25 protein-coding genes and 1 other annotated feature are annotated in these 24,811 nt (G+C 59.3%); of the genes, 14 read left to right on the forward strand and 11 right to left on the reverse strand.

All coding sequences use genetic code 11. The annotated features are described in order from the left end of the window. Positions 1-29 precede the first annotated feature (29 nt). A complete protein-coding gene (locus ACF8MC_RS17265; RefSeq protein ID WP_049212986.1) occupies positions 30-1,052 on the reverse strand; it encodes an isopenicillin N synthase family oxygenase in 1,023 nt (340 codons plus the stop codon). Between the two features lie 288 nt (positions 1,053-1,340). Between ACF8MC_RS17265 and ACF8MC_RS17270 the strand changes: the two genes are divergently transcribed. Together ACF8MC_RS17270 and ACF8MC_RS17275 are read left to right on the forward strand one after the other, a co-directional pair. Further along, complete coding sequence (locus ACF8MC_RS17270; protein WP_033646717.1) at positions 1,341-1,997, forward strand: HAD family phosphatase; 657 nt, start codon at positions 1,341-1,343, stop codon at positions 1,995-1,997. 89 nt (positions 1,998-2,086) lie between these two features. After that, the gene (locus ACF8MC_RS17275) at positions 2,087-2,707 is read left to right on the forward strand and encodes a glutathione S-transferase family protein (RefSeq protein WP_033637781.1); all 621 of its coding nucleotides are present in this window, start codon (positions 2,087-2,089) and stop codon (positions 2,705-2,707) included. Positions 2,708-2,720: 13 nt separating this feature from the next. On the opposite strand, the gene ACF8MC_RS17280 is transcribed toward ACF8MC_RS17275, so the two are convergent. Beyond that, the gene (locus tag ACF8MC_RS17280) at positions 2,721-3,821 is read right to left on the reverse strand and encodes a PQQ-dependent sugar dehydrogenase (protein ID WP_164104743.1); all 1,101 of its coding nucleotides are present in this window, start codon (positions 3,819-3,821) and stop codon (positions 2,721-2,723) included. A 131-nt stretch (positions 3,822-3,952) separates the two neighbouring features. Between ACF8MC_RS17280 and ACF8MC_RS17285 the strand changes: the two genes are divergently transcribed. Both ACF8MC_RS17285 and corA read left to right on the forward strand, forming a co-directional pair. Continuing rightward, the gene (locus ACF8MC_RS17285; RefSeq protein ID WP_164104742.1) at positions 3,953-4,372 is read left to right on the forward strand and encodes a GNAT family N-acetyltransferase; all 420 of its coding nucleotides are present in this window, start codon (positions 3,953-3,955) and stop codon (positions 4,370-4,372) included. Between the two features lie 11 nt (positions 4,373-4,383). Beyond that, on the forward strand, positions 4,384-5,367 hold the full coding sequence (corA, locus tag ACF8MC_RS17290) for a magnesium/cobalt transporter CorA (RefSeq protein WP_033637778.1): 984 nt from the start codon (positions 4,384-4,386) through the stop codon (positions 5,365-5,367). Positions 5,368-5,429: 62 nt separating this feature from the next. On the opposite strand, the gene ACF8MC_RS17295 is transcribed toward corA, so the two are convergent. The 3 genes from ACF8MC_RS17295 to speB all read right to left on the reverse strand — a co-directional run bounded on the left by ACF8MC_RS17295 (position 5,430) and on the right by speB (position 8,736). Further along, on the reverse strand, positions 5,430-6,242 hold the full coding sequence (locus tag ACF8MC_RS17295) for a nitrilase-related carbon-nitrogen hydrolase (protein ID WP_225845457.1): 813 nt from the start codon (positions 6,240-6,242) through the stop codon (positions 5,430-5,432). 99 nt (positions 6,243-6,341) lie between these two features. Next, the gene (locus ACF8MC_RS17300) at positions 6,342-7,727 is read right to left on the reverse strand and encodes a sodium:solute symporter (RefSeq protein WP_164104741.1); all 1,386 of its coding nucleotides are present in this window, start codon (positions 7,725-7,727) and stop codon (positions 6,342-6,344) included. A gap of 76 nt (positions 7,728-7,803) precedes the next feature. Continuing rightward, positions 7,804-8,736, reverse strand: a complete 933-nt coding sequence (gene speB / locus ACF8MC_RS17305) for an agmatinase (protein ID WP_164104740.1) — start codon at positions 8,734-8,736, stop codon at positions 7,804-7,806. 249 nt (positions 8,737-8,985) lie between these two features. Between speB and ACF8MC_RS17310 the strand changes: the two genes are divergently transcribed. Beyond that, positions 8,986-9,915 (forward strand): LysR family transcriptional regulator, encoded by a 930-nt coding sequence (locus tag ACF8MC_RS17310; protein WP_048321390.1) that lies wholly within the window; start codon positions 8,986-8,988, stop codon positions 9,913-9,915. Here ACF8MC_RS17310 and ACF8MC_RS17315 read toward each other — a convergent pair. After that, a complete protein-coding gene (locus ACF8MC_RS17315) occupies positions 9,908-10,732 on the reverse strand; it encodes an SDR family oxidoreductase (protein ID WP_033654614.1) in 825 nt (274 codons plus the stop codon). The genes ACF8MC_RS17310 and ACF8MC_RS17315 overlap by 8 nt on opposite strands. A gap of 229 nt (positions 10,733-10,961) precedes the next feature. Here ACF8MC_RS17315 and hisL point away from each other — a divergent pair, with 229 nt between their 5' ends. The 9 genes from hisL to hisIE all read left to right on the forward strand — a co-directional run bounded on the left by hisL (position 10,962) and on the right by hisIE (position 18,248). Continuing rightward, positions 10,962-11,009, forward strand: a complete 48-nt coding sequence (gene hisL / locus ACF8MC_RS17320; RefSeq protein WP_100396937.1) for a his operon leader peptide — start codon at positions 10,962-10,964, stop codon at positions 11,007-11,009. Next, positions 10,985-11,111 (forward strand) — a sequence feature (His leader region). It overlaps the preceding gene by 25 nt. Before the next feature lie 71 nt (positions 11,112-11,182). Continuing rightward, positions 11,183-12,082, forward strand: coding sequence for an ATP phosphoribosyltransferase (gene hisG / locus ACF8MC_RS17325; RefSeq protein WP_033637770.1), 900 nt, complete (start codon positions 11,183-11,185; stop codon positions 12,080-12,082). A 4-nt stretch (positions 12,083-12,086) separates the two neighbouring features. Further along, positions 12,087-13,394, forward strand: a complete 1,308-nt coding sequence (gene hisD, locus ACF8MC_RS17330; protein ID WP_060419856.1) for a histidinol dehydrogenase — start codon at positions 12,087-12,089, stop codon at positions 13,392-13,394. Continuing rightward, complete coding sequence (gene hisC, locus ACF8MC_RS17335) at positions 13,391-14,479, forward strand: histidinol-phosphate transaminase (RefSeq protein ID WP_164104739.1); 1,089 nt, start codon at positions 13,391-13,393, stop codon at positions 14,477-14,479. The genes hisD and hisC overlap by 4 nt, the downstream gene beginning before the upstream one ends. Continuing rightward, on the forward strand, positions 14,476-15,543 hold the full coding sequence (gene hisB / locus ACF8MC_RS17340) for a bifunctional histidinol-phosphatase/imidazoleglycerol-phosphate dehydratase HisB (RefSeq protein WP_033637767.1): 1,068 nt from the start codon (positions 14,476-14,478) through the stop codon (positions 15,541-15,543). Before hisC ends, hisB begins: the two co-directional genes overlap by 4 nt. Further along, positions 15,543-16,133 (forward strand): imidazole glycerol phosphate synthase subunit HisH, encoded by a 591-nt coding sequence (hisH, locus tag ACF8MC_RS17345; RefSeq protein WP_033637766.1) that lies wholly within the window; start codon positions 15,543-15,545, stop codon positions 16,131-16,133. Before hisB ends, hisH begins: the two co-directional genes overlap by 1 nt. Before the next feature lie 5 nt (positions 16,134-16,138). Continuing rightward, positions 16,139-16,876 carry a 1-(5-phosphoribosyl)-5-[(5-phosphoribosylamino)methylideneamino]imidazole-4-carboxamide isomerase gene (hisA, locus tag ACF8MC_RS17350; protein WP_041034250.1) on the forward strand — a complete coding sequence of 246 codons (738 nt, stop codon included), beginning with the start codon at positions 16,139-16,141 and terminating at the stop codon, positions 16,874-16,876. Continuing rightward, on the forward strand, positions 16,858-17,634 hold the full coding sequence (gene hisF, locus ACF8MC_RS17355) for an imidazole glycerol phosphate synthase subunit HisF (protein WP_033637764.1): 777 nt from the start codon (positions 16,858-16,860) through the stop codon (positions 17,632-17,634). Before hisA ends, hisF begins: the two co-directional genes overlap by 19 nt. Further along, positions 17,628-18,248: a bifunctional phosphoribosyl-AMP cyclohydrolase/phosphoribosyl-ATP diphosphatase HisIE gene (hisIE, locus tag ACF8MC_RS17360; protein WP_060418367.1), complete on the forward strand. Its 621-nt coding sequence runs from the start codon at positions 17,628-17,630 to the stop codon at positions 18,246-18,248. Before hisF ends, hisIE begins: the two co-directional genes overlap by 7 nt. A gap of 74 nt (positions 18,249-18,322) precedes the next feature. Here hisIE and gndA read toward each other — a convergent pair whose 3' ends face one another. The 5 genes from gndA to ACF8MC_RS17385 all read right to left on the reverse strand — a co-directional run bounded on the left by gndA (position 18,323) and on the right by ACF8MC_RS17385 (position 24,789). Further along, entirely contained in the window at positions 18,323-19,729 is a 1,407-nt protein-coding gene (gene gndA / locus ACF8MC_RS17365) for an NADP-dependent phosphogluconate dehydrogenase (RefSeq protein ID WP_004938815.1), read from the reverse strand. Positions 19,730-19,875: 146 nt separating this feature from the next. Further along, positions 19,876-20,592: a glycosyltransferase family 2 protein gene (locus tag ACF8MC_RS17370; RefSeq protein WP_080281272.1), complete on the reverse strand. Its 717-nt coding sequence runs from the start codon at positions 20,590-20,592 to the stop codon at positions 19,876-19,878. A 73-nt stretch (positions 20,593-20,665) separates the two neighbouring features. Then, positions 20,666-21,580, reverse strand: coding sequence for a glycosyltransferase family 2 protein (locus ACF8MC_RS17375; RefSeq protein ID WP_050438915.1), 915 nt, complete (start codon positions 21,578-21,580; stop codon positions 20,666-20,668). After that, positions 21,581-22,825 (reverse strand): glycosyltransferase family 4 protein, encoded by a 1,245-nt coding sequence (locus ACF8MC_RS17380; RefSeq protein WP_033646744.1) that lies wholly within the window; start codon positions 22,823-22,825, stop codon positions 21,581-21,583. Continuing rightward, complete coding sequence (locus tag ACF8MC_RS17385) at positions 22,825-24,789, reverse strand: HAD family hydrolase (RefSeq protein WP_164104738.1); 1,965 nt, start codon at positions 24,787-24,789, stop codon at positions 22,825-22,827. The genes ACF8MC_RS17380 and ACF8MC_RS17385 overlap by 1 nt, the downstream gene beginning before the upstream one ends. Between the last annotated feature and the right edge of the window lie 22 nt (positions 24,790-24,811).

Here is a 24,811-nt window from a genome sequence, read left to right on the forward strand (position 1 = left end):
GGCGCGCCGGGCTTTTTTGTGCCTGCTATTCAGACGCCGATGACGTCCCGATAAAAGCGCTGCGCCACATCGGGGTGGGAACGGATGCGGCCTTTCAGGTAGTTATACCCCACGTCGCGCAGCAGCGGGTTGAGCGGATCGCTGGCCGGGCCGCGCGCCTGCGCCGCCAGCGGCGGCGGCAGTTGATACAGCGGCACCACCGCGTCCAAGCGCGCGCCGAGGAAAAAAGCGATCGACAGCCTGTCGCGCCCCGCCGGCGGCGTTTCCACCCGGTGCACCGTGGCGCGCAGATAGCCGTTGGTCGCCAGTTCCAGCAGCTCGCCGATGTTCACCACGAAGGTGTCTTCACGCGGCTGGGCGTCGAGCCACTGCCCTTCGCTCACCTCTACCTGCAGCCCTTTTTGCTCGTCCTGCAGCAGGAAGCTGAGAAAACCGGAATCCTTGTGCGCGCCGACGCCCTGTGCGCTGGCGGTAGCGTCCCGCCCCGGATAGCGAATCAGTTTGATGTGCTCGTTGGGTTTATCGCCGTACAAGCGATCGAAAGCCTGCTCCGGCAACGACAGCGCCAAAGCGAAAGCGCGCAGCAGCCGCAGCGACATGGCGGTCATCGCCTGCTGCCACTGCAGCAGCAGCGGTTTCAGCGTCGGCAGCGCCGCCGGCCACTGGTTTGGCCCCTGCAGGCGCGCCCAGCGCGGGGTGTCGTCAGACAGCGTCAGCGCCGGGCGTTCGGCGCCGATATCGAACTGCTCGCGCCAGTCCGGCTGGCCGCGCGTGAGCTCCGCCGCCGCCCGGTTGTAACCGCGAAAGTGCGGCGAATGCACCATCTGCACCGCCAGCTTGTCGGCTTCCGGCAGCGCGAAAAATTGCCGCGCGCCCTGCTGCAGCCGCGCATTCAGCACACTGTCCACGCCGTGCCCGCGCAGATAGAAAAAGCCGACGTCGCGGGCCGCCGCGCGCAGATCGTCGAGAAAGGCGCGCCGCTGGCGCGCATCGCCGTCAAGCAGCGAAAGATCCAGCAGCGGCAGCGTCTTCAGCGTCGTCAGATGCGTCATCGTGCGGTTCCTCTTCTTCCCCAATCACAATCGGGCTGCCATACAGGCGAATAATCAACATTGTCACTCCCTACCGGGTAGCTGCATTTGTTCCATAGTTATCACCGCGCTCGCCGGGGCGGCCAATATTGTTGCGTTCTAAGTTATGCAAACGTTCAACAAACTGTCGCAAAACCGTCATCAATGTTTCTTATGCTCTGCGCAATTTCGCCGACGCCGCTGGCTGGCGACGGGCGCTATCCGCTATCCTGTAAACGACCTCATACCCTGCCTGCCGGAGAAATACTGATGGATTTAGCCTTATTCGACCTGGATGAAACCCTGATTGACGATGACAGCGCCAGCCTGTGGATCCGCTGGCTGGTCGGCCAGGGCTTCGCGCCGGCGGAGCTGGAGCTGCAGGAGCAGCAGCTGATGCAGCTTTATTATCAGGGCAAGCTGTCGATGGAGGACTACATGCAGGCCACGCTGGCGCCGCTGGCCGGCCTGAGCGTGCAAACCGTGGCCGGCTGGGTACAGCGTTACATCCGCCGCGATATCCTGCCGCGCGTCTATCCCGCCGCCCGTGAACGTCTGCAGTGGCACCGCGAGCGCGGCGACTGCATTCTGGTGATCTCCGCCACCGGCGAGCATCTGGTGGCGCCGATCGCCGAACAGCTCGGCGCCGATGATGCGCTGGCGATCGGCGTGGAAATCAGCGACGGCCGCTTCACCGGCAACACCTACGGCACCATGACCTATCAACAGGGCAAGGTGATCCGCCTGCAACGCTGGCTGGCGCAGCATCCGCACCTGAAATTCGAACACAGCCACGGCTACAGCGACTCCCTCAACGATAAAGCGATGCTGCAATTCGTCGACAGCGCCACGGTGATCAACCCCGACAGCGAACTGAGCGCGCTGGCGGCGGAGCACGGCTGGGAAGTGTGCCGCTGGGAACGCTGAGCGGCAGGCAAAAAGTGCCCTGCGGTGTGACAAATAGCGTTTTGTGGCGTAGGTATAGAGGGTCCTTAATCCACTAACGGAGTTGCGCAATGCTGACCATTTGGGGCCGTGAGAATTCGAACAACGTCAGGAAAGTGCTGTGGTGCGCCGCCGAACTGGGGCTGAGCTATACCCACATCAACGCCGGCGGCGCGTTCGGCAAGGTGAACGAAGAGAGTTACCGCGCGCTGAACCCGAACGGCCTGGTGCCGCTGCTGCAGGACGATGACTTCGTGCTGTGGGAATCCAACACCATCGTGCGCTATCTGGCGGCGAAATTCGGCGACGCGACGTTCTATCCGCAAGATCTGCAGGCGCGCGCCGCCGCCGAGAAGTGGATGGACTGGACCACCTCAACCATCGTCCCGGCCTTCACCATCGTCTTTTGGGGCCTGATCCGCACCGCGCCGGAATTGCGCGACATGGCGAAAATCGAAGCGGCGATCGCCACGCTGGAAAAGCACTTCGACGTCATCGAACAGACGCTGGCGCGCCAGCCTTACCTCTCCGGCGACGCGTTCGGCTTCGGCGATATCCCGCTCGGCAGCTTCGCCTACGCCTGGTTCGAAATGCCGATCGCCCGCCGCCCGCGGCCGAACATGGAGCGCTGGTATCAGCAGCTGCGCGCCCGCCCGGCCTATCAGCGCGGCGTGATGAGCGAACTCACCTGATCGCTGCGGGGCGTTACGACGCCCCGACCTTCAGCAGCTTGCCGTCCCGCTCGTCCGTCAGCAGATACAGATAGCCATCCGGTCCGCTGCGCACCTCGCGAATGCGCTCGCCGCGATCGCCCAGCAGCCGCTCTTCCGCCACCACCTTGTCGCCTTCCAGCGTCAGGCGGATCAGCTCCTTTTGCGCCAGCGCGCCGATGAACAGCGAGTGCCGCCAGGCGGGGAAGCGCTGCCCGTCATAAAACGCCATGCCGCTGAGGCCGGGCGATACCCGCCAATAGTGCAGCGGCTGTTCGGTGCCGGGCACCCGTTCCCCTTTGGCCTCGGGGATCGGCTGGCCGGAATAGTTGATGCCGTAGGTGGCCAGCGGCCAGCCGTAGTTTTTACCCGGCAGCGGGAGGTTGAGCTCATCGCCGCCGCGCGGGCCGTGCTCGTGTTCCCAGATAGCGCCGCTCCACGGGTTCAGCGCCAGCCCTTGCGGATTGCGGTGGCCGTAGGACCAAACCTCCGGCCGTTTGCCGGCCTGGCCGACCCAGGGGTCGTCCGGCGGCACCGCGCCTTCGGCGGTCAGCCGCACCAGCTTGCCCTGCAGCTTGTCGGTCTCCTGCGCCGTCGGCCGCTGGTTGTTTTCGCCCAGCGCGATAAACAGGTAGCCCTGCCTGTCGAACGCCAGCTTGCCGCCGAAGTGATTGCCGACCGACAGCTTGGGCAGCTGGCGGAAGATCACCTTGAAGTTTTCCAGCCGCGCGCCGTCTTCGCTCAAACGGCCGTAGCCGACCGCCGTGCCGGCTTTGCCGCCCTCGCCCGGTTCGGCGAAGCTGAGGTACACCCGGCGGCTGGCGGCGAAGTCGGGGGCCGGCAACACCTCCAGCAGGCCGCCCTGCCCCTCGGCGTAAACCTGCGGCACGCCGGCGATCGGCGGCGACAGGCCTTTGCCCTGCTGCCACAGCCGCAGCCGGCCGGGCCGCTCGGTGATAAGCAGGCCTTGTTCCGCCGGCAAAAAGGCCAGCGACCACGGGTGTTCCAGGCCGTCCTGCAGTTGGCTGACCGTCGGCGCGGCCTGCAGCAGGCCGCTGCACAGCAGCAAACCGGCCAGCAAAGTCAATCGGGGCATGGCATCCTCCTGGGGGTGAAATGACCCGTTTAGTGTAGCCCACTCAGCGGGCGCGGTCGTTTGCATTACATTTCAACAGGTTGCCTTTTGGCCGCAGTGTGCTTAAGTTAACCCATCACCCAGGAGGAATCATGGACATTACCGTTACCGACGCGATTGACGAACACACCCTCGATGCGATCAGGCAAGGCCTGCGCGCTTACAACCTGCCGCATATCGACGCCCGTCATCGCAAGCCGCTCAACGTCTATGCGCGCGACGAGGCCGGCACGGTGATCGGCGGGCTGACCGCAGAAACCTGGGGCAACTGGCTGAGCGTCGAATGGCTGTGGGTGGCGGACTCCCAACGCGGCAGCGGCCTCGGCGGCCGGTTGATGCGCGCCACCGAACGCGAGGCGCAGGCGCGCGGCTGCCGCTACGCTCGCCTGGATACCTTCAGCTTCCAAGCGCGGCCGTTCTACGAAAAACTCGGCTATCAGCTGCAAATGACGCTGAAAGAGTATCCGGTGGAACATGAGTGTTATTTTCTTACCAAAACCCTGACTGATTAATGGATGGACGGATGGACAGCAAAAGCATGGTGGTGAACTGTGTGGCGTACAAAGCCGGCCAACGGCTGGGCGAAGTGACCATCGACGATATCAGCGAGGTGGTCAAACAGCCGGATACCTTCATCTGGCTGGGGCTGCGGCAGCCGGAGCCGGCGTTTATGCGCAAGGTGCAGGAAGAGTTCGGCCTGCACGATCTGGCGATCGAAGACGCGCTTTGCGCGCACCAGCGGCCGAAGCTGGAAACCTACGGCGACTCGCTGTTCATCGTGGTGAAAACCGCGCAGTGGGGCGAGAACGACGAAATCGAATACGGCGAAACCCATTTCTTCGTCGGCAAAAACTTTCTGGTGACGGTCCGCCACGGCGCCTCGCCCAGCTACGCGCCGATCCGCGCCAAGGCGGAGGAGAACCGCAAGCAGATGTGCCGCGGGCCAGGCTTCGCCCTCTATTCAGTGTTGGACTTCGTGGTGGACAACTACCGCAGCGTGGTGACGCGCTTCGAGAGCACCATCGAGAATATCGAAGCCAACATGTTTCAGTCGGAGTTCGATCAGGCGGCGATCGAGAACGTCTATACCCTGCGCCGCCACCTGTTGGCGCTGCGCAACGCCGCGCTGCCGATGGATGAAATCTGCAACCAGCTGATCCGCCTGCACGAAGAGGTGATCCCGAAAGAGCTGCGCGCCTATGTGCGTGATGTGCAGGATCACGCGCATCAGGTGGTCAGCAATATCGACGACATGCGCGAAATGCTGACCAACGCCATGCACGTCAACCTGGCGTTGGTGACGGTCAAACAGAACGAAGTGGTGAAACGCCTGGCGGGCTGGGGGGCGATTTTGGCCATCCCGACGGTGATCTTCAGCCTGTACGGCATGAACTTCGCCGACATGCCGGAACTGAAGTTCCCGTGGGCCTACCACGCCACGCTGGGGGTGACCGCCGTCGGCTGCATTTTCCTGTATCAGAAGCTGAAGAAATCGGGCTGGCTGTAAGCGCCAAAACGGCGGGTTTTCCCGCCGGAGAAACGATCTGCGGAGCGGCCCGCCACGCCGCTTCAATACAGCATCGGCCGCCGATCGCGATGCACGTGATTGTGGCGGCCGATGTGCTTGTCATCGGCCGAGCCGATATCCATCGATGCCAGCACCATGCCTTCGCCTGCCAGGCTCTGCGTCAATGGATAGCCGTCGGCGTCGACGATCACCGAGCCGCCGATCCACGCAACGCCGCGCTCCGTTTCGCAACGATCGCACACCGCGATGAACAGCCGATTGACGGCGGCGTTGGCCTGCGCCTTCACCATTTCCGCCGGCCGTTCGCCCTGCGGGCGCGGTGCCAGCGGCCAGTTGACCGGCGCGCACAGCAGCTGAGCGCCGGCCAGCGCCGGCAGCCGTACCCACTCAGGGAATTCGAGATCGTAACAGATCATCACCGCCAACCGGCCAAAGCGGGTCTCGACGACCGGCGGCGGCCGATCGCCGGCGGTAAAGATGGTGCTCTCTTCATGCCACAGGTGCGCTTTGCGATAAATCGCCCTCACCCCCTGCGCATCGATCAATGCCGCGCTGTTGGCCACCTCGCCATCGGGCAGGCGCTCGCAGAAACCGGCGACGATCGCCACATCCAACTCGCGCGCCAGGGCTCCCCACAGGCTGAGGCTAGGCCCGTCTTCAGCCTCGGCCAACGCCCGCGCCTCCGCCTTATCGCGCAGCACGTAGCCGCTGTTCACCAGCTCCGGCAGCACGATAACGTTGGCGCCGCGCTGCGCCGCCCGGCGGGTAGCCTGGGCGGACAGCGCCCGATTATGTTCCGCTTCCCCGACCCGCAACGCTAACTGGCAGCATGCGACGCTGATTTTTTCCTTCACTCCCAATCTCCTTACGACCGCCGTTAAACCCATTCGGGAGCCGTGCGCCCCGCCCTCCAGTAAAGCAGCAAAGGCGCCGCGATAAAAGCTCAGTGCGTTTCAGCGCTCGGTTTGGGTCTGCAGCTGCGCTGCCGGGCGGCTCAACAGGCTGCCCAGCACGAAGGCGACGCCGCCGCCCAGCAGGCCGCCGTAGATTGGGCTGTTGGCGTCGATGCCGTGCCAGACCATCAGCCCCACCACGCACAGGCTGCCGGTCAGCATGCTGGCGATGGCGCCGGCGCTGGTGGCGCGCGGCCAGAAGATCGCCCCCACCAGCGGGATCAGCATGCCGCCCACCAACAGGTTGTAAGCCAGGGTCAGCGCCGCCAGCACGTCGCGCACCACGAATGCCAGCCCCAGCATGACCGCGCCCATGAGGAGCGTGGTGAAGCGCCCGGCGGCCAACCCGCCGGAAGGTTTGCGCCGGATGGCCGGCAATACGTCCTCCAGCGCGATGGTGGAAGAGGCCAGCAGGCAGGCGCTGGCGGTGGACATCAGCGCCGCCAACGCCGCGGCGGCCACCAGCCCGCTGACGCCGACCGGCAACACCGCCTGCGCGATAGCGGCGAAGGAGCCGTCGGTGTTGCTGAGCGACGGCAGCACGATCTTGCCGGCCATGCCGATCAGCGCGCCGGTCACGCCGTACAGCACGCAGTAGACGCCCGCCCCCAGCCCGGCGAAGCGCGCCACGTTGGCGCTGCGGGCGGTAAATACCCGCTGCCAAATGTCCTGGCCGATCAGAATGCCGAAGAAGTAGATCAGGAAGAACACCAGAATGGTGTCCAGCCCGATCGACGACAGCTGGTAGTAACCGGCGGGCAGCAGGCTGGTGAACGCCTCCCAGCCGCCGGCCTTGACGATGCTCATCGGCATCAGCACCAGCATCATGCCGACGGTCATGATGATGAACTGAATGATGTCGGTCAGCGTCAGCGACCACATGCCCCCCAGCGTCGAATACAGCACCACTAGCCCGCCGCCGAGCAGGATAGACGCGCTGAACGACAGGCCGAACATCACCTGCATCACGCTGCCGATGGCGATGATCGAAGTCACCGCCACCATCAGATCATACGCCAGCATGATCGCGCCGCTGGTAACCCGCGCCGCCGGATGATAGCGCCGCGACAACACCTGGCTGACGGTATACAGCTTCAGCTTGAGCAGCGGCTTGGCCAGCACCAGGCTCAACACCACGATGCCCAGCCCCAGCGCGCCGCACAGCCAGACGCCGGAGATGCCGTAGGTGTAGCCGAGCTTGACGCTGCCGATGGTCGACGCGCCGCCGAGCACCACCGCCGACAGCGTGCCCAGATACAGCCCCGGCCCCAGGTTGCGCCCGGCGACCAGATACGCCTCTTTGGAATTGGCGCGGCGAATGCCCATCCACCCCACCGCGCCTATCACCAGAAAGTAAAACACCACGACCAGCAGATCGAGATTCATGGGTACCTCCACTCCGTTGTTATTGTTATCAGGGGCCCCGACGCAACCGCTCCGCCGGTAGGGTCAGTGCGCCGCCTCAGCGGGCCGGCAGCACGCACAACATTTCAAACAGCAGGTTGGCAGCCAGCAGCGCCGTGTTGCCGGAGCGATCGTAAGGCGGCGACACTTCCACCACATCGCCGCCCACCAGGTTCAGCCCGTGGCAGCCGCGCACGATCTCCAGCCCCTGCCAGACCGACAGCCCGCCGACCTCCGGCGTGCCGGTGCCCGGCGCGAAGGCCGGATCCAGCCCGTCGATATCGAAGCTGAGGTAAACCGGCGCATCGCCCATCTGTTCGCGGATCTCCGCCATCAGCGGCGTCAGCGATCGGTGCCAGCAGGCCTCGGCCGGCACCACGTGAAAGCCCTGGCGCCGTGACCAGTCGAAGTCGTCCGCCGCATAGCCGCTGCCGCGCAGGCCAATCTGCACCACCTTTTCCGGCGCCAGCAGCCCCTCCTCGAACGCGCGGCGGAAGGTGGTGCCGTGCGCCAGCTGTTCGCCGAACATCTCCTCGTTGGTGTCGGAATGCGCATCGACGTGGATCAGCCCGACCGGGCCATGCCGACGGGCGACGGCGCGCAGCACCGGCAGCGTCAGCGTGTGGTCGCCGCCGAGCGTCAACGGCATGCAGCCGTGCGCCAGGATCTCGTGGTAAGCCGCCTCGATGCGCTGCACGCTGTCCGCCAGGCTGTAAGGGTTGATGGCGACATCCCCCAGATCGGCCACCTGCAGCCGTTCGAACGGGGCGGAGCCGGTGCCCATGTTGTAGGGGCGGATCATCACCGATTCCTGGCGGATCTGGCGCGGGCCATAGCGGGTGCCGCTGCGGTTGGAGGTGCCGATATCCAGCGGAATGCCGACAAAGGCGGCGTCCAGACCGCACGCCTGTTCGGCGGCGGGCAGGCGCATCATGGTGGGGATACCGGCAAAGCGCGGCATATCGTTACCGCTTTGGGGTTGGTTCAGCATGGCGTTTCCTTGTCTTGATCTGCGATGAATTGAAACATTTGAGCAACATTCGCAGACTACCCCGCTGGCCACCCCGGCTACCATTCCCGCTTTTGCATGTAAACATCGAAAAACGCGATGTAACTAACCTATTGAAGTATTGATTTTTATTTCAACTTCATGCCATAAGGGAGGCCATATCTTCAGCGCCGCACCTATTTTCTCGATGTTAAAAATGGGTTAACCGGCCGACGTTCTGCGGAGGGGACGATGCTCACCAACCTAAGCGATATCGATCTGAAACTGCTGCGGGTGTTCGTCGCGGTGGCAGAAGCTCAGGGCGTCAGCGCCGCGCAGGAAGCGCTGCTGATGAACCAGTCCACCATCAGCACTCACCTGGCCTCGCTGGAAACCCGGCTGGGTTTTCGCCTGTGCCAGCGCGGCCGCTCCGGCTTCCGGCTGACGCCCAAGGGCGAACGCATGCTGATCGCCTGCCGCTCGCTGTTCAACGCCGCCCGCGACTTCACCCGAGTCAGCCAGTCGCTGAACGGCCTGCTGACCGGCGATCTGCAGATCGGTCTGGTGGATAATCTGGTTTCGCTGCCGGGCAATCCGTTCAGCCAGGCCATCAAACATTTCCAGCGCCGCCACCAGGACGTGCAATTGCAGTGCCGCATCTGTTCGCCGAACGAGATTGAGCAAGGGCTGCTGCACCGGCAGCTCGATCTGGGCATCGGCTACTTTGGCCAGCAGCTGGAGGCGTTGCGTTATCAGCCGTGGCTGGAGGAGACGCAGGCGATCTACTGCAGCGCGGATCACCCGCTGTTCACGGTGGAAGAACCGGAGCGCGAGCAGATTGAAAACGCGCGCTGGGTCAAGCGCGGCTACCTGCTGGCGCAGCAGCTGTGCCCGATCGCGCCGCCTCACCTGGCGGCGGTGGCCCACCATATGGAAAGCGTCGCCCATCTGGTGCTGAGCGGCACCTGTCTCGGCTATCTGCCTACCCACTACGCGGCGCGCTGGGTGGAACAGGGGCTACTGCGGCAGCTGGGCGGCACGGCGCTCTCTTACCGCGCCACGCTTAGCCTGGTCAGCCGCCCCGTCCAGCCCGACGAGGCGTTGAACGCGCTGCTGGAGGATTTGGCGCGCGCCGGCGAAAAAAAAGCCCCGCATGCGCGGGGCCTGACGGACGTTAGCTGACCGGCATGCGCGCCGGATCGGGATACTGGTACTCAAAACCCAGCTCGTTGCAGATGCGGTTGCCGTCCACCAGTCGCTCATCCTGCTCCGCTTCGTCGGCGAACTGCGGCGGCTCCAGGTGCAGCTGCTCGGCCAGCGCCGGATAAAATTCGCGTTTGGCCGGATGATGCGGCGCGCACAGATTGTACACATGGCCGCCCTTCGGCAGCTTCAGCAGCAGTTGGATGGCGGCGATGACGTCGTCCTGATGCACCAGATTCACCCCCTGCGAACCGCCCTTCACGTCGAGTTTGCCCGCCAGGAAGCGGCCGGGGTGGCGGTCGGCGCCCACCAGCCCCGCCAGCCGCAGAATGTCCACCGAGGTGTTCGGCAATTCATGCAGCCAGCGCTCCAGCTCGGCCAGCACCCGGCCCGAGGGCGAGACCGGCCGCAGCGGCGACTCTTCGCGCAGCGTGCCGGCGGTTTCGCCGTACACCGAGGTGGAACTGGTAAAGATCACCCGCGGCACGCCGAAGGCCATCGCGCTGTCCACCAGCATGCGCACCGCATTGAAATAGTTCTCGCTGCCTTCGACGGTGCGGCGCGCGGGCAGCGTCACCACCAGCGCATCCACGCGCAGCAGCGATTCCAGATCGTCCGGATCGCACTCCAGCTCCGGCGTCAGCTCCAGTTGATAGCATTCGATGCCGCTCATGCGCGCGGCCTCGACGCCGTCCGGCGTGGTTTTGCTGCCGACCACGTCATACCCGCGCCCCATCAGCGACAGCGCCAACGGCATGCCCAGCCAACCCAAACCAATAATGGCTACCTTTTTCATCCTCTTCCTCTCCTGAAGATCGCAGCGCCCTGCCCCTAAGGCTACGCCACTGTGCACGGCGATACAATCTGCCCGGCTTAAGGTTAGGTAAAGCCGTGTGTGGCTAATAACCTAACCTGTTTCAATAAATTAAATTTATGACGTTAAAAAAGGGTTGCGCGGTGGACAGCGGATAGTTTAGCTTAATTGGCATACGGTTTTTACCGGCTTTTGATTAGAGAAAAACACCATGACACGCGTTCAGTTCAACCACCATCATCACCATCACCCTGACTAGTCTTTCAGGCGATGAGTGCTGGAAGACGGTTTGTTAATCTTCCAGTGGCGCGCAGAACGCAAGAGAGAGCCCTCGGAAGATTTCTTCCGAGGGTTTTTTTTTGGCTCCGGACAGACAAAAAGAATAGTTTTTACAACAAATTCATAAAATTACAGATTAAAATAGAGGTTACCATGCTGGACAAGACACGTTTACGGATCGCAATGCAGAAGTCGGGCCGCCTGAGCGAGGAATCCCAGGAACTGCTGGCGCGCTGCGGCATCAAGATCAACCTGCAGCAGCAGCGTCTGATCGCCTTCGCGGAAAACATGCCGATCGATATCCTGCGCGTGCGCGACGACGACATTCCGGGCCTGGTGATGGACGGCGTGGTCGATCTGGGCATCATCGGCGAAAACGTGCTGGAAGAAGAGCTGCTCAGCCGCCGCGCTCAGGGCGAAGACCCGCGTTACTTCACCCTGCGCCGCCTCGATTTCGGCGGCTGCCGCCTGTCGCTGGCCACCCCGCTCGACGCCGAATACGCCGGCCCGCAAAGCCTGCAGGACGCCCGCATCGCTACCTCTTACCCGCACCTGCTGAAGCAATACCTCGATAAGCAGGGCGTACGCTTCAAATCTTGCCTGCTGAACGGCTCGGTGGAAGTGGCGCCGCGCGCCGGCCTGGCCGATGCCATCTGCGATCTGGTCTCTACCGGCGCCACGCTGGAGGCCAACGGCCTGCGCGAAGTGGAAGTCATCTACCGCTCCAAGGCCTGCCTGATCCAGCGCGACGGCGAAATGCCGGAAGCCAAACAGCAGCTGATCGACCGCCTGATGACCCGCATTCAGGGCGTGATCCAGGCGCGTGAATCCAAATACATCATGCTGCACGCGCCGAGCGAAAAGCTGGACGAGATCGTCGCGCTGCTGCCGGGCGCCGAACGCCCGACCATTCTGCCGCTGGCCGGCGCGCAGAACCGCGTGGCGATGCACATGGTGAGCAGCGAAACCCTGTTCTGGGAAACCATGGAAAAACTGAAAGCGCTCGGCGCCAGCTCGATTCTGGTGCTGCCGATTGAAAAGATGATGGAGTAACGCCATGTCGACCTTCAACACGCCGATCGATTGGGCAACGTGCAGCGCCGAACGCCAGGCCGAGCTGCTGATGCGCCCGGCAATCGCCGCTTCCGACAGCATCACCCGCACGGTGAGCGAGATCCTCGACAACGTGAAGGCCAACGGCGATCGGGCGCTGCGCGACTACAGCGCCCGCTTCGACAAGGCGGACGTCGCCGCGCTGCGCGTCAGCGCCGAGCAGATCGCCGCCGCCTGCGCGCGGCTGGGCGATGACATCAAACAGGCGATGGCGGTGGCCGTCGCCAACGTGGACACCTTCCACAACGCGCAGCGACTGCCAGCGGTGGACGTCGAAACCCAGCCGGGCGTGCGCTGCCAGCAGGTGACCCGCCCAATCGACTCGGTGGGCCTGTATATTCCCGGCGGGTCGGCGCCGCTGTTCTCCACCGTGCTGATGCTGGCGACGCCGGCGCGCATCGCCGGTTGCCGCCGGGTGGTGCTGTGCTCGCCGCCGCCGATCGCCGATGAGATCCTGTATGCGGCGCAGCTGTGCGGCGTGCAGGAAGTGTTTCAGGTCGGGGGCGCGCAGGCGATCGCCGCCCTGGCGTTCGGCACCGAAAGCGTGCCGCGCGTGGCGAAAATCTTCGGGCCGGGCAACGCCTTCGTGACCGAAGCCAAGCGACAGGTCAGCCAGCGTCTCGACGGCGCGGCTATCGACATGCCGGCCGGGCCTTCGGAGGTGCTGGTGATCGCCGACGCCGGCGCCACCCCGGCGTTCGTCGCTTCCGATCTGCTGTCGCAGGCCGAACACGGCCCGGATTCGCAGGTGATCCTGCTGACGCCGGACGCGGCAATGGCGCAGGCAGTGGCCGAAGCGGTGGAAAGCCAGCTGGCCGAGCTGCCGCGCGCCGAGACCGCCCGCCAGGCGCTGGCGAGCAGCCGCCTGATCGTAGCGCGCGATCTGCCTGAGTGCGTGGCCATCAGCAACCGCTACGGCCCGGAGCACCTGATCATTCAGACCCGCAATGCGCGCGAGCTGGTAGACGGCATCACCAGCGCCGGCTCGGTGTTCCTCGGCGACTGGTCGCCGGAGTCCGCCGGCGATTACGCCTCCGGCACCAACCACGTGCTGCCGACCTACGGCTACACCGCCACCTGCTCCAGCCTGGGGCTGGCCGATTTTCAAAAACGCATGACGGTGCAGGAGCTGACACCGCAGGGCTTCAGCAACCTGGCCGCCACCATCGAGACGCTGGCTGCCGCCGAGCAGCTGATCGCCCACAAGAACGCCGTGACCCTGCGCGTCGCCGCCCTGAAGGAGCAAGCATGAGCATCGAAAAACTGGCGCGCGCCAACGTTCGCGAGCTGACCCCTTATCAATCGGCGCGCCGCCTCGGCGGTAAGGGCGATGTGTGGCTCAACGCCAACGAATACCCGATCGCGCCCGAGTTCCAGCTGACCGCGCAAACCTTCAACCGCTATCCGGAGTGCCAGCCGGCGTTGGTGATCGAACGCTACGCCGCCTACGCCGGGGTGAAGAAAGAGCAGGTGCTGGTCAGCCGCGGCGCCGATGAAGGCATCGAGCTGCTGATCCGCGCCTTCTGCGAGCCGGGTAAAGACGCCATCTTGTTCTGCCCGCCGACCTACGGCATGTACGCCGTCAGCGCCGAAACCTTCGGCGTGGAGCGCCGCACCGTAGCCGCCAAAGAAGACTGGCAGCTGGATCTGCCGGCCATCGCAGACAGCATGGACAACGTGAAGCTGATCTACGTCTGCAGCCCGAACAACCCGACCGGCAACCTGATCGATCCGGACTCTCTGCGCAACCTGCTGGAGCTGACCAAAGGCAAGGCGATCGTCGCGGTGGACGAAGCCTATATCGAGTTTTGCCCGCAGGCCTCGGTGGCCGGGTGGCTGAGCGACTATCCGCACCTGGCTATCCTGCGCACGCTGTCGAAGGCCTTTGCGCTGGCCGGCCTGCGCTGCGGCTTTACGCTCGCCAACGAAGATCTGATCGCCCTGCTGCTGAAGGTGATCGCGCCTTACCCGCTCTCGACGCCGGTGGCGGATATCGCCGCGCAGGCGCTGAGCGAAGAAGGTATCCGCACCATGCGTCAGCGCGTCACCGACATCGCCGCCACCCGCAGCTGGCTGCAGCAACAGCTGGAAAAATGCGCCTGCGTCGAGCAGGTTTTCGCCAGCGACAGCAATTACCTGCTGGCCCGCTTCACCGCCTCAAGTAATGTGTTTAAAAGCTTGTGGGATCAGGGCATTATCTTACGAGACCAAAACAAACAGCCCGGGTTGTCCGGCTGCCTGCGCATCACCATAGGCACCCGCGACGAATGTCAACGCGTGGTGGACGCCTTGTCCGCCCTGCCCGGCGCCAACCAGACTCGCCAGGAGCCAATGTGAGCCAAAAAATCCTCTTTATCGATCGTGACGGCACGCTGATCGCCGAGCCACCGGAAGATTTCCAGGTTGACCGCCTGGACAAGCTGGCGCTCGAGCCGGACGTGATCCCTTCCCTGCTGGCGCTGCAACAGGCGGGGTATCAGCTGGTGATGATCACCAATCAGGATGGGCTCGGCACCGCCAGTTTCCCGCAGGAAACCTTCGATCCGCCGCACAACCTGATGATGCAGATCCTCAGCTCGCAGGGCATTCAGTTCGCCGATGTGCTGATCTGCCCGCACCTGCCGGCGGACAACTGCGACTGCCGCAAGCCGAAAACCGCGCTGGTGAAGGGCTACCTCGAACCCGGCGTGCTGAATGCCGCCCACAGCTACGTGATCGGCGATCGGCCGACCGACGTGCAGCTGGCGGAAAACATGGGCATCCAGGGGCTGCGCTACCAGCGCGGCGTGCTGGGCTGGAAAGAGATCGTGCGCCAGCTGACCCTGCGCGACCGCCACGCGCGGGTTAACCGCGTGACCAAAGAGACGCAGATCGACGTCAACGTCTGGCTGGATCGCGAAGGCGGCAGCAAGATCAAAACCGGCGTCGGCTTCTTCGATCACATGCTGGATCAGATCGCCACCCACGGCGGCTTCCGCATGGAGATCGACGTCAAAGGCGATCTGTATATCGACGATCACCACACGGTGGAAGACACCGGTCTGGCGCTGGGTGAAGCGCTGAACAAGGCGCTTGGCGACAAGCGCGGCATCGCCCGCTTCGGCTTCGTGCTGCCGATGGACGAGTGCCTGGCGCGCTGCGCGCTGGATATTTCCGGCCGCCCGCACCTGGAATACAAGGCCGAGTTCAACTATCAGCGCGTCGGCGATCTCAGCACCGAAATGGTCGAGCACTTCTTCCGTTCGCTCTCTTACACCATGGGCTGCACGCTGCACCTGAAGACCAAGGGCAAAAACGACCACCACCGGGTCGAGAGCCTGTTCAAAGTGTTTGGCCGCACGCTGCGCCAGGCGATCCGCGTCGAGGGCAATACCCTGCCGAGTTCGAAAGGAGTGCTGTGATGAACGTGGTGATTTTGGATACCGGCTGCGCCAACCTGGCCTCCGTCACCTACGCGGTGCGGCGCCTGGGTTACCAGCCGGAGGTGAGCCGCGATCCGGAGATTGTGCTGCGCGCCGACAAGCTGTTCCTGCCGGGCGTCGGCACCGCGCAGGCGGCGATGGATCAACTGCGCGAACGGGATCTGATCGAGCTGATCAAGGCCTGCACGCAGCCGGTGCTGGGCATCTGCCTCGGCATGCAGCTGCTGGCGGCCAGCAGCGAAGAGAACGGCGGCGTGACCACGCTCGGCCTCATCGATACGCCGGTGAAGCAGATGACCGACTTTGGCCTGCCGCTGCCGCACATGGGCTGGAATCAGGTGTCCGCGCAGGCGGGCCACCATCTGTTCCGCGGCATCGATGACGGCGCCTACTTCTATTTCGTTCACAGCTATGCGATGCCGATATGCCCCAGCACCATCGCCCAGGCGAACTACGGCGAGCCCTTCACCGCCGCCGTGCAAAAAGACAACTTCTTCGGCGTGCAGTTTCATCCAGAACGTTCTGGAGCGGCCGGCGCACAACTGTTGAAAAACTTTCTGGAGATGTAGGCAGCATGATTATTCCGGCTTTGGATTTGATCGACGGCAAGGTGGTGCGTTTGCATCAGGGCGATTACGGCCAACAGCGCGACTACGGCAACGATCCGCTGTTACGCCTGCAGGACTATCAACAACAGGGCGCGCAGGTGCTGCACCTGGTCGATCTGACCGGCGCCAAGGATCCGGCGGCGCGCCAGATCCCGCTGCTGCGCAAACTGCTGGCGGGGGTTAACGTGCCGGTGCAGGTCGGCGGCGGCATCCGCAACGAGCGAGACGTCAGCGCCCTGCTGGAGGCCGGTGCCACGCGCGTGGTGATCGGCTCCACCGCGGTGAAACAGCCGCAATTGGTGCAGAGCTGGTTCGAGCGCTACGGCGCCGACGCGCTGGTGCTGGCGCTGGACGTGCGCATCGACGCGCAGGGCGTGAAACGCGTGGCCATCAGCGGCTGGCAGGAGGATTCCGACGCCACGCTGGAACAGGTGGTGGAGCAGTTCCTGCCCTACGGGCTGAAGCACGTGCTGTGCACCGACATTTCGCGCGACGGCACGCTGGCCGGTTCCAACGTGGCGCTGTATCAGGCGATCAGCCGCCGTTATCCGCAGGTGGCCTTCCAGGCCTCGGGCGGCATCGGCAATCTGGACGACATCGCCCAGCTGCGCGGCAGCGGCGTTGCCGGCGTGATCGTGGGGCGCGCCCTGCTGGAAGGTAAATTTAGCGTTGAGGAGGCGATCGCATGCTGGCAAAACGGATAATCCCGTGCCTGGATGTTAAAGACGGGCAAGTGGTGAAAGGCGTGCAGTTCCGCAACCACGAAATCATCGGCGACATCGTGCCGCTGGCGCAGCGCTATGCGCAAGAAGGTGCGGACGAGCTGGTGTTTTACGATATCACCGCCTCGAGCGACGGCCGAGTGGTGGACAAAAGCTGGGTATCGCGCGTGGCGGAGGTGATTGATATTCCGTTCTGCGTCGCCGGCGGCATTAAAAGCGCCGAGGACGCCAGCCAGATCCTGTCTTTCGGCGCCGACAAGATTTCGATCAACTCGCCGGCGCTGGCCGATCCCGAGCTGATTAGCCGCCTGGCGGAACGCTTCGGCGTGCAGTGCATCGTCGTGGGCATCGACACCTGGTTCGACAGTGAAACCGGCAAGTATCACGTCAACCAATATACCGGCGACGAGAGCCGCACCCGCATCACCCAGTGGGAAACCCTCGACTGGGTACAGGAAGTGCAGCGCCGCGGCGCCGGTGAGATCGTGCTGAACATGATGAACCAGGACGGCGTGCGCAACGGTTACGATCTGCAGCAGCTGCGCCGGGTGCGCGAGGCCTGCAAGGTGCCGCTGATCGCCTCGGGCGGCGCGGGCACCATGGAGCACTTCCTGGAAGCGTTCCGCGATGCGGACGTCGACGGCGCGCTGGCGGCGTCGGTGTTCCACAAACAAATCATCAATATCGGCGAGCTGAAAAGGTTCCTGGTTGAACAAGGCGTGGAGATTCGCGTGTGCTGACAGAACAACAGAACAACCAGCTGGACTGGGAAAAAACCGACGGCCTGATGCCGGCCATCGTGCAGCACGCCGTTTCCGGCGAAGTGCTGATGCTGGGTTACATGACGCCGGAAGCGCTGACGGCCACCGAGCAGAGCGGCAACGTCACCTTCTTCTCGCGCACCAAGCAGCGCCTGTGGACCAAGGGTGAAAGCTCCGGCCACTTCCTCAAGGTGGTCAGCATCACGCCGGACTGCGATAACGACACGCTGCTGGTATTGGCCAACCCGATCGGCCCGACCTGCCACCTCGGGAACAGCAGCTGCTTCCACCCGGCCGCCAGCGACTGGACGTTCCTCTATCAGCTGGAGCAGCTGTTGGCGGAGCGCAAGCACGCCAGCCCGGACAGCTCGTATACTGCCAGCCTGTATGCCAGCGGCACCAAGCGCATTGCGCAGAAGGTCGGGGAAGAAGGCGTGGAAACCGCGCTGGCCGCCACGGTCAACGATCGCGAAGAGCTGACCAACGAGGCCTCGGATCTGATCTATCACCTGCTGGTGCTGCTGCAGGACCAGGATCTGGACCTGAGCGCGGTGATCGGCCGGCTGCGCGAACGGCATCAGAAAAAAGCGTGACGCTAACTCGCGCCCAATAAAAAAGCCGCCGGGCGTTAACCTCGGCGGCTTTTTTTATCGCTCAACGGGCGGGCTTATTCCATCCATTCGGTATGGAACACGCCTTCCTTGTCGATGCGTTTATAGGTGTGCGCACCGAAGTAGTCGCGCTGCGCCTGGATCAGGTTCGCCGGCAGCACCGCGGAGCGGTAGCTGTCGTAGTAGGCGATCGCAGCGGAGAAGGTCGGCGTAGGAATACCGTTCTGCACGGCATAGGCCACCACGTCACGCAGCGCCTGCTGGTACTCGTCGGCGATTTGCTTGAAGTATGGCGCCAGCAGCAGGTTGGCGATATCGGCATCCGCCGCGTAAGCGTCGGTGATCTTCTGCAGGAACTGGGCGCGGATGATGCAGCCGGCGCGGAAGATCTTGGCGATTTCGCCGTAGTGCAGATCCCAGTTGTTTTCTTTAGACGCGGCTTTCAGCTGAGAGAAGCCCTGCGCGTAGGACACGATCTTACCCAGATACAGCGCGCGACGCACTTTCTCGATGAATTCGGCTTTGTCGCCGGTGAACGGCGCCACTTTCGGGCCGGTCAGCACTTTAGACGCGGCAACGCGCTGGTCTTTCAGCGAGGACAGATAGCGCGCAAACACCGACTCGGTGATCAGCGACAGCGGTTCGCCCAGATCCAGCGAGCTCTGGCTGGTCCACTTGCCGGTGCCTTTGTTGGCGGCTTCGTCCAGGATCACATCGACCAGGTATTTGCCCTCTTCGTCTTTCTTGGTGAAGATGTCTTTGGTGATGTCGATCAGGTAGCTGTTCAGTTCGCCCTTGTTCCACTCGGCGAAGGTTTCGGCCAGTTGCTCGTTGCTCAGGTTCAGCGCCTGCTTCAGCAGGGAATAGGCTTCGGCAATCAGCTGCATGTCGCCGTATTCGATGCCGTTGTGCACCATCTTCACATAGTGGCCGGCACCGTCTGCGCCGATGTAGGTCACGCAAGGCTCGCCTTCGGCAACCGCAGCGATTTTCTCCAGGATCGGCGCCACCAGCTCGTAAGCTTCTTTCTGGCCGCCAGGCATGATGGAAGGCCCTTTCAGCGCGCCCTCTTCACCGCCGGAAACGCCGGTACCGATGAAGTTGAAACCCTGGTCGGACAGTTCGCGGTTACGACGGATGGTGTCCTGATAGTAGGTGTTGCCGCCGTCGATCAGGATATCGCCCTTGTCCAGGTGCGGAGTCAGCGAGGCAATGGTTTTATCCGTTGCTTCGCCCGCTTTCACCATCAGCAGGATGCGGCGCGGTTTTTCCAGCGATTCGACAAACTCTTCAACGGTATAATACGGCGCCAGATTCTTGCCCGGGTTCTCAGCGATCACTTCGTCAGTTTTGTCGCCAGAACGGTTGAAAATGGAAACGGTGTAACCACGGCTCTCGATGTTCAGCGCGAGGTTGCGGCCCATTACCGCCATGCCGACAACGCCGATTTGTTGCTTGGACATTTAGGAACTCCTGTCTGAGGATGACCCTGCCGGCAACGTTGGCCAGCAGGTTTTGTGATGTGGCACACATGTTAACTCAGGATTGAGCCGGGTGGGTAGTGATTGGTGCGATAGGTCGACACTCTCTGAGGGTTGATAAGACAATTTTATCTATTCAACGCTTGTTTCAAGCAAAAACGCAAAGCGCTGGTAACGTGCCAGATAAAATGTTTAGAAAAAAGTGAGCGACTACGCATTTGAGCAAGATGCAATGCTTTAAATTGAGGCAAATAAACAACGTTTATCCCTAACTCCCGCCTCGCTCGCCAGCAAATGTCAAGATCTTCACAGTACATGTAGTAGCGCGTATCAAATCCGCCCAGCTCTCGATAGCATTTGGCAGTAAACAGTAAAAACGAGCCTGCTGCCCATTCAACTTCCGTATCCTGAGTAATTTTGTCTTTATCGTAGATAGACTTATTTTTCTGCAGCAAGAATGAAACCGCAAAGCTGCTAATGGTTGGGAAATGCCTTATCCCTTTGTCATAAATAGTAAAATTTTTATCGTTGAAGAGATTGATCGCAACTAGCGAGTATGTGTTTTGTTCCGCGTGCAACAGCAGTGCTGCCAGCACAGATGGTTCGATAAAAACATCAGGGTTAAGCACCAAAAAGCGATCCCCATCACGCATTCCTAACTCTTGCTGGCACCAAGTGAAAATATAGTTATTGTTTGCGCCAAACCCCATAGGCTGATCAACAAGATAATGAATGCCAGACTCCTGACAATATTCCTGAAGTTCACGCTGTGGCTTGTTATCTTTCAAAACGACAATGTAGTTGTTTGAGGCCAGCAGTTTTAGACATCCCTCATCAATGATCATGTTGCCATGACCGTGAGATATAACTGAAATGAAGCACCGACATGGCTCAACTAAAGATTCAGGCATAAAAACTCTAATATAAGAAATACAAGGAAATAGTTCTCGTAATGGTTGTTCTTGCAACCCCACATTTTAGCAAGAAAAGCTGCCAAAGCACAAAACGTCGGGATCTTAACATCCTCTCCAAAAATTTCTTATCCTCTTTTTTGAGTTCCCCACCGTATATCTCATAGAAACTTATCGCCTGCTCAATCACTAACCGATTCTGATGCGCAACTGAGGGCAGCCGCATAAATTTTGCCAGAATACGTTTCAATCCATAGCCACTGCTGCCAACCACGTTATTCGCATGTTGCCGATACTTTATCAATCGTTCAGGAAGGAACACCAACCTTCCAAAAGTGGTAGCCAGCAAACCCAGCCACCAATCATGCATCAACATATGCTGGCTAGGGCGAAGATGCTTAAGCAGTGATCGATTCACCATCACAGTTGCACCCTGGATACAGTTTTGGAAAAGCAAGCGAGGAAACACCAACTGGTGATCAGGATTAAGTCGCTCATTCTGTAAAAAAGAAGCGCTCAAGAAGCGAAGTTCGCTGTCAACTAATTCAGCATCTGAAAAGATTAATAACGGCACGGACTCATCGCCGATTTGGCTGACCGCTCGCTGATAATATTCAATTTTATCAGTTACCCAAACGTCATCCTGATCGCTCAAAAAGACGTTCGTTGCCGTCGTCAAAGAAAGCGCATGCAGGAAATTATGCGCGGGCCCTTTTGGGCCCGCAACACGCTGCTGCACATCGAACGGAACTGACGTCGTTGCAGCGAAATTAGCAATCAATTTCAGCGTATTATCCGTAGAACCATCGTCACTGACAATGATCCTCCGCGGAGAGATTGTCTGGCCGACAATTGAGGCAAGCTGCTCGACAATGTAGCGTTCACCGTTGTAAGTACACACCACAACTTCGTAATCAAACACTCATCGAGCTCCCGGCAGATAAGATTTTACCGTCCATTTGAGTTTCCGAAGCAAGGAAAAAATCGTAGGGTAGTCGCGATGCAATTTATTGATAACACGCTGACGAAAATGTGCATACCGATTTAGAGAGGGAATGCCCGCCTGTCCCCCCTGCTGCGCCTGGCGCAATGACTCCTCATAGAAGAGCCAAAAGCGCTCTGTCTGCGCCTTAAGTAAGGTAACCGAGGTAATAACTCCCGATGCAATAAGCTGCTCGCACGCTGCTGAAAACTCTTTGGAACTGCTTTCCCAATCCGGCCACTTTTCAGCGGTAGCCAAAGCATTTGCTTTCAATTGAGCCAGCTCATCAGGGTTATCCTTAAGGCGGTTTATAAACTCGATGATTTCCTGGTTTTGGCGGCTGAAAGACACCAGTCCATTGACATTATGCTCAATATATTCGTCGTAACCAGTCACATCATAACTGATGGAGGTGCCACCAGTATGATAAATCTCCAACGGGGGGCCAAACATTCCTTCAACGGTGGAAAGTTTAACCAAAACATCGCAAGAGGCGTAAATACTACCGATCTCAGAAATTGGCACACGGCTAAACAGACGATCAACGTTCGGGTAAGCACCAATTTCAGTCGATGTGACAAACCAGACTTCATCAGCACGAGACTGCCGGCACAACTCAACTGCAAGTTCCGTATTTTTAAAGCTGACGTTTAACGGACCTTCCACTAATACACGTAGCTTTTCAGACGCTCGAGGCACCTTTGGTTTAATCTCATCATTAAAATAAGCCTTGCTAATTCCATTTCTGACCAATAACGCATCTTGGTCAAAATGTTCTTTAAGGTATTCTTTAATCCATGTCGCTTCAGTGATAAAATTAACATGCAAGCTATAAGTCAGATCGACAAGCGTGCGTAAAGTCACTTCATCTTCCGGATAGAAACGCGACTCGATGGATTGAACAAAAAATGCATATTTCTTGGCATTGATTTTGTTGAGATAAAATACAGTACGCCACCAAGTCGCAATAACCAGATCAAACTTTTTTTCAGCAGCTTCAGCATAATCCATCCAAGTCAGTTTTTCTGCACCTGGAAACCACTCTAACCGCTTATTGTTTGGTTTATCCTCAGTGATAATCGTGATATCGTCACCATTCTTTCGCATACGCGTAGCATGTTCAAAAATGACATTAGTGCCGCCACTGATATCCGGACTCCATAGTAAAAAAGCAATTTTACTCATTATTTAGCCCCTTTAAACTTTATTTTTTTCACCAAAAAATAAGGATATTTCAAATACCATACGCCATTTGCATGGAAATCCAGAGGTTTCCACCAAGCAGAACCAATGGTGTGTCGAGGATTTCTCACCAAGCGCTTAAAATAAGACAGGGGGGAACGTTTACTCTGCCCAAAGGAGCTAAAGTTGAATACGCCAAAATTCTCATAGTGTTTGATCAACGAAAATTTTTCACGTTCAACCCGACTCGGCAACATCACGCCACGAAAGTAAAACTTTTTAACCGCTTTGCTGATCTCATGATCAGATAGCGAATAAACACGCTCTATTTTTGAAAAACCATTGAATTGATGCAATGCACGCTCTTGGAATGGCGCTATTTGCTCATAGAAGAAAGCGAGCTCTGAGTCGTTATGGTCGAAAACAAAATTATCGATGTCAACACCATATCTCTTTAGGCTGCCATGCGAGGCCCCCATAAAAACTTCAAAACCTGCACGGAACTCGTTAAACATATCATCACCAAGGCGCTGCCCCCACTGATGATCAAACAGCAGCCCCTCTTTAATATTGTTCTTATGGGTTTCAGCCCCATCCAATATACCGAAATAGTAACCAGACATATTGCGCTGGGTCGCTTTTACCAAATTATCTTGAATACTACCCTTCCAGCCGACATCAACAACATGAACCCATTCATCATGTTTTTCTGCCATCAACGAGTCACAGTAGTCATTGAGATAGATATTCTGTTCTTTGCGCTCGCGTTCATAGATAGCCTTAAAGAATTCATCATCTATTAACGCAGAAAACGCCGGCAATCCAGCAATATTCAAATGCTGCTCTTCAAAATCCACCTGAGGAAAACGCACTTTAAGCTCAGATACATAATCATCGAGATTAATGCTTTTCAAAAAGGCAGCCAGGCTACATGAACCATACTGATATAATAACTTGTTGAATGTGCTGCCACTCATAGGCCCCAATGAAGGCAAGTAGGTTGCTCGACGCGACACATACATATAATGACTAGTAATACGCGAAAAATTTTTCGGCAAACTAGCTTGAAATTTGTCAAACGCCTTTTGAAGAAACTCGCCTTCCCTTGCAAAAAAATAAACGTTTTTAGCTTGGTTTATCACCAAAGACCAATAGAGCCGACGCGTGAATAAATAAATTGCACTACTTACCCAGTTAAAGCTGAAATTATCTTCAGCGATCACCCGATTAACTTTGTTCTCCACCGCAAGGCGCTCACGATCCGCCAGTAGGCTCTCATCATATCGGTGTTGATCCACAGGCAAATGATGCGCAAACAGCCCCCTGGCTGTCGACATAGCAACATCACTGTGTGCATTGTCGCCCAACATAATCGTCTTTTTAACATTCAAACCTAATCTTGCAATAACCACATCATAAGCTCGCCCTTCTTTCTTCGTTCGCTTATTTTCGCTGGAAACGAAGAATCCATCAAAAATATCATCAAACCCATGACATTTGGCAAAATAAACAATTGATTGTTGATCTAAATAAAAATCAGAAACCAAATAAATACGTCTACCTTTCGCTTTTTCAGCTCTCAGCATGTCCAACGTTGCTACTATTGGTTTTTGCACAGATAGCTCAATAGCCAACTCTAGATCGCGGCAAAAAGCAAGGAAGGTGTCACTTTCTGGCAATCGAGCCGCAATCTGCGCACGTTGAAGTTCATAATACAAGGCAAGCGACATATCATCATAACGGAATTCAGCGTCATCGCCTTGCATTTGACTACTGGCGCACAATCCCGCTTCGATTCTTAAACGTAGAGCATATAGATCCTCTACGGATAGACAAATACGATATGAATCCACGAGAGCGGCAGCCCATTTACGTTTCACGACTTCAGGGTGGCAACTACGCTCGACTACAGTATCAAAAAAATCGACCAGAATGGTTTCGATATTATCGGCAATCGTGACAATCATTGTAGATATAATCCATTCACAG

It is taken from the genome of Serratia sp. LACPHL-BACT-2024-00286 (assembly GCF_043109535.1).
Taxonomy (GTDB): Bacteria; Pseudomonadota; Gammaproteobacteria; order Enterobacterales; family Enterobacteriaceae; genus Serratia; species Serratia sarumanii.

Bases quoted from the DNA above. Each gene is read 5' to 3' on its own strand.
- speB (WP_164104740.1), bottom strand. From the start codon at position 8,736: ATGCTGAACCAACCCCAAAGCGGTAACGATATGCCGCGCTTTGCCGGT.
- hisG (WP_033637770.1), top strand. From the start codon at position 11,183: ATGCTGGACAAGACACGTTTACGGATCGCAATGCAGAAGTCGGGCCGC.
- ACF8MC_RS17275 (WP_033637781.1), top strand. From the start codon at position 2,087: ATGCTGACCATTTGGGGCCGTGAGAATTCGAACAACGTCAGGAAAGTG.
- hisH (WP_033637766.1), top strand. From the start codon at position 15,543: ATGAACGTGGTGATTTTGGATACCGGCTGCGCCAACCTGGCCTCCGTC.
- hisD (WP_060419856.1), top strand. From the start codon at position 12,087: ATGTCGACCTTCAACACGCCGATCGATTGGGCAACGTGCAGCGCCGAA.
- ACF8MC_RS17285 (WP_164104742.1), top strand. From the start codon at position 3,953: ATGGACATTACCGTTACCGACGCGATTGACGAACACACCCTCGATGCG.
- gndA (WP_004938815.1), bottom strand. From the start codon at position 19,729: ATGTCCAAGCAACAAATCGGCGTTGTCGGCATGGCGGTAATGGGCCGC.
- hisA (WP_041034250.1), top strand. From the start codon at position 16,139: ATGATTATTCCGGCTTTGGATTTGATCGACGGCAAGGTGGTGCGTTTG.
- ACF8MC_RS17315 (WP_033654614.1), bottom strand. From the start codon at position 10,732: ATGAAAAAGGTAGCCATTATTGGTTTGGGTTGGCTGGGCATGCCGTTG.
- ACF8MC_RS17370 (WP_080281272.1), bottom strand. From the start codon at position 20,592: ATGATCATTGATGAGGGATGTCTAAAACTGCTGGCCTCAAACAACTAC.
- ACF8MC_RS17380 (WP_033646744.1), bottom strand. From the start codon at position 22,825: ATGAGTAAAATTGCTTTTTTACTATGGAGTCCGGATATCAGTGGCGGC.
- ACF8MC_RS17280 (WP_164104743.1), bottom strand. From the start codon at position 3,821: ATGCCCCGATTGACTTTGCTGGCCGGTTTGCTGCTGTGCAGCGGCCTG.
- hisF (WP_033637764.1), top strand. From the start codon at position 16,858: ATGCTGGCAAAACGGATAATCCCGTGCCTGGATGTTAAAGACGGGCAA.
- hisC (WP_164104739.1), top strand. From the start codon at position 13,391: ATGAGCATCGAAAAACTGGCGCGCGCCAACGTTCGCGAGCTGACCCCT.
- ACF8MC_RS17385 (WP_164104738.1), bottom strand. From the start codon at position 24,789: ATGATTGTCACGATTGCCGATAATATCGAAACCATTCTGGTCGATTTT.
- ACF8MC_RS17265 (WP_049212986.1), bottom strand. From the start codon at position 1,052: ATGACGCATCTGACGACGCTGAAGACGCTGCCGCTGCTGGATCTTTCG.
- ACF8MC_RS17270 (WP_033646717.1), top strand. From the start codon at position 1,341: ATGGATTTAGCCTTATTCGACCTGGATGAAACCCTGATTGACGATGAC.
- corA (WP_033637778.1), top strand. From the start codon at position 4,384: ATGGACAGCAAAAGCATGGTGGTGAACTGTGTGGCGTACAAAGCCGGC.
- ACF8MC_RS17310 (WP_048321390.1), top strand. From the start codon at position 8,986: ATGCTCACCAACCTAAGCGATATCGATCTGAAACTGCTGCGGGTGTTC.
- ACF8MC_RS17300 (WP_164104741.1), bottom strand. From the start codon at position 7,727: ATGAATCTCGATCTGCTGGTCGTGGTGTTTTACTTTCTGGTGATAGGC.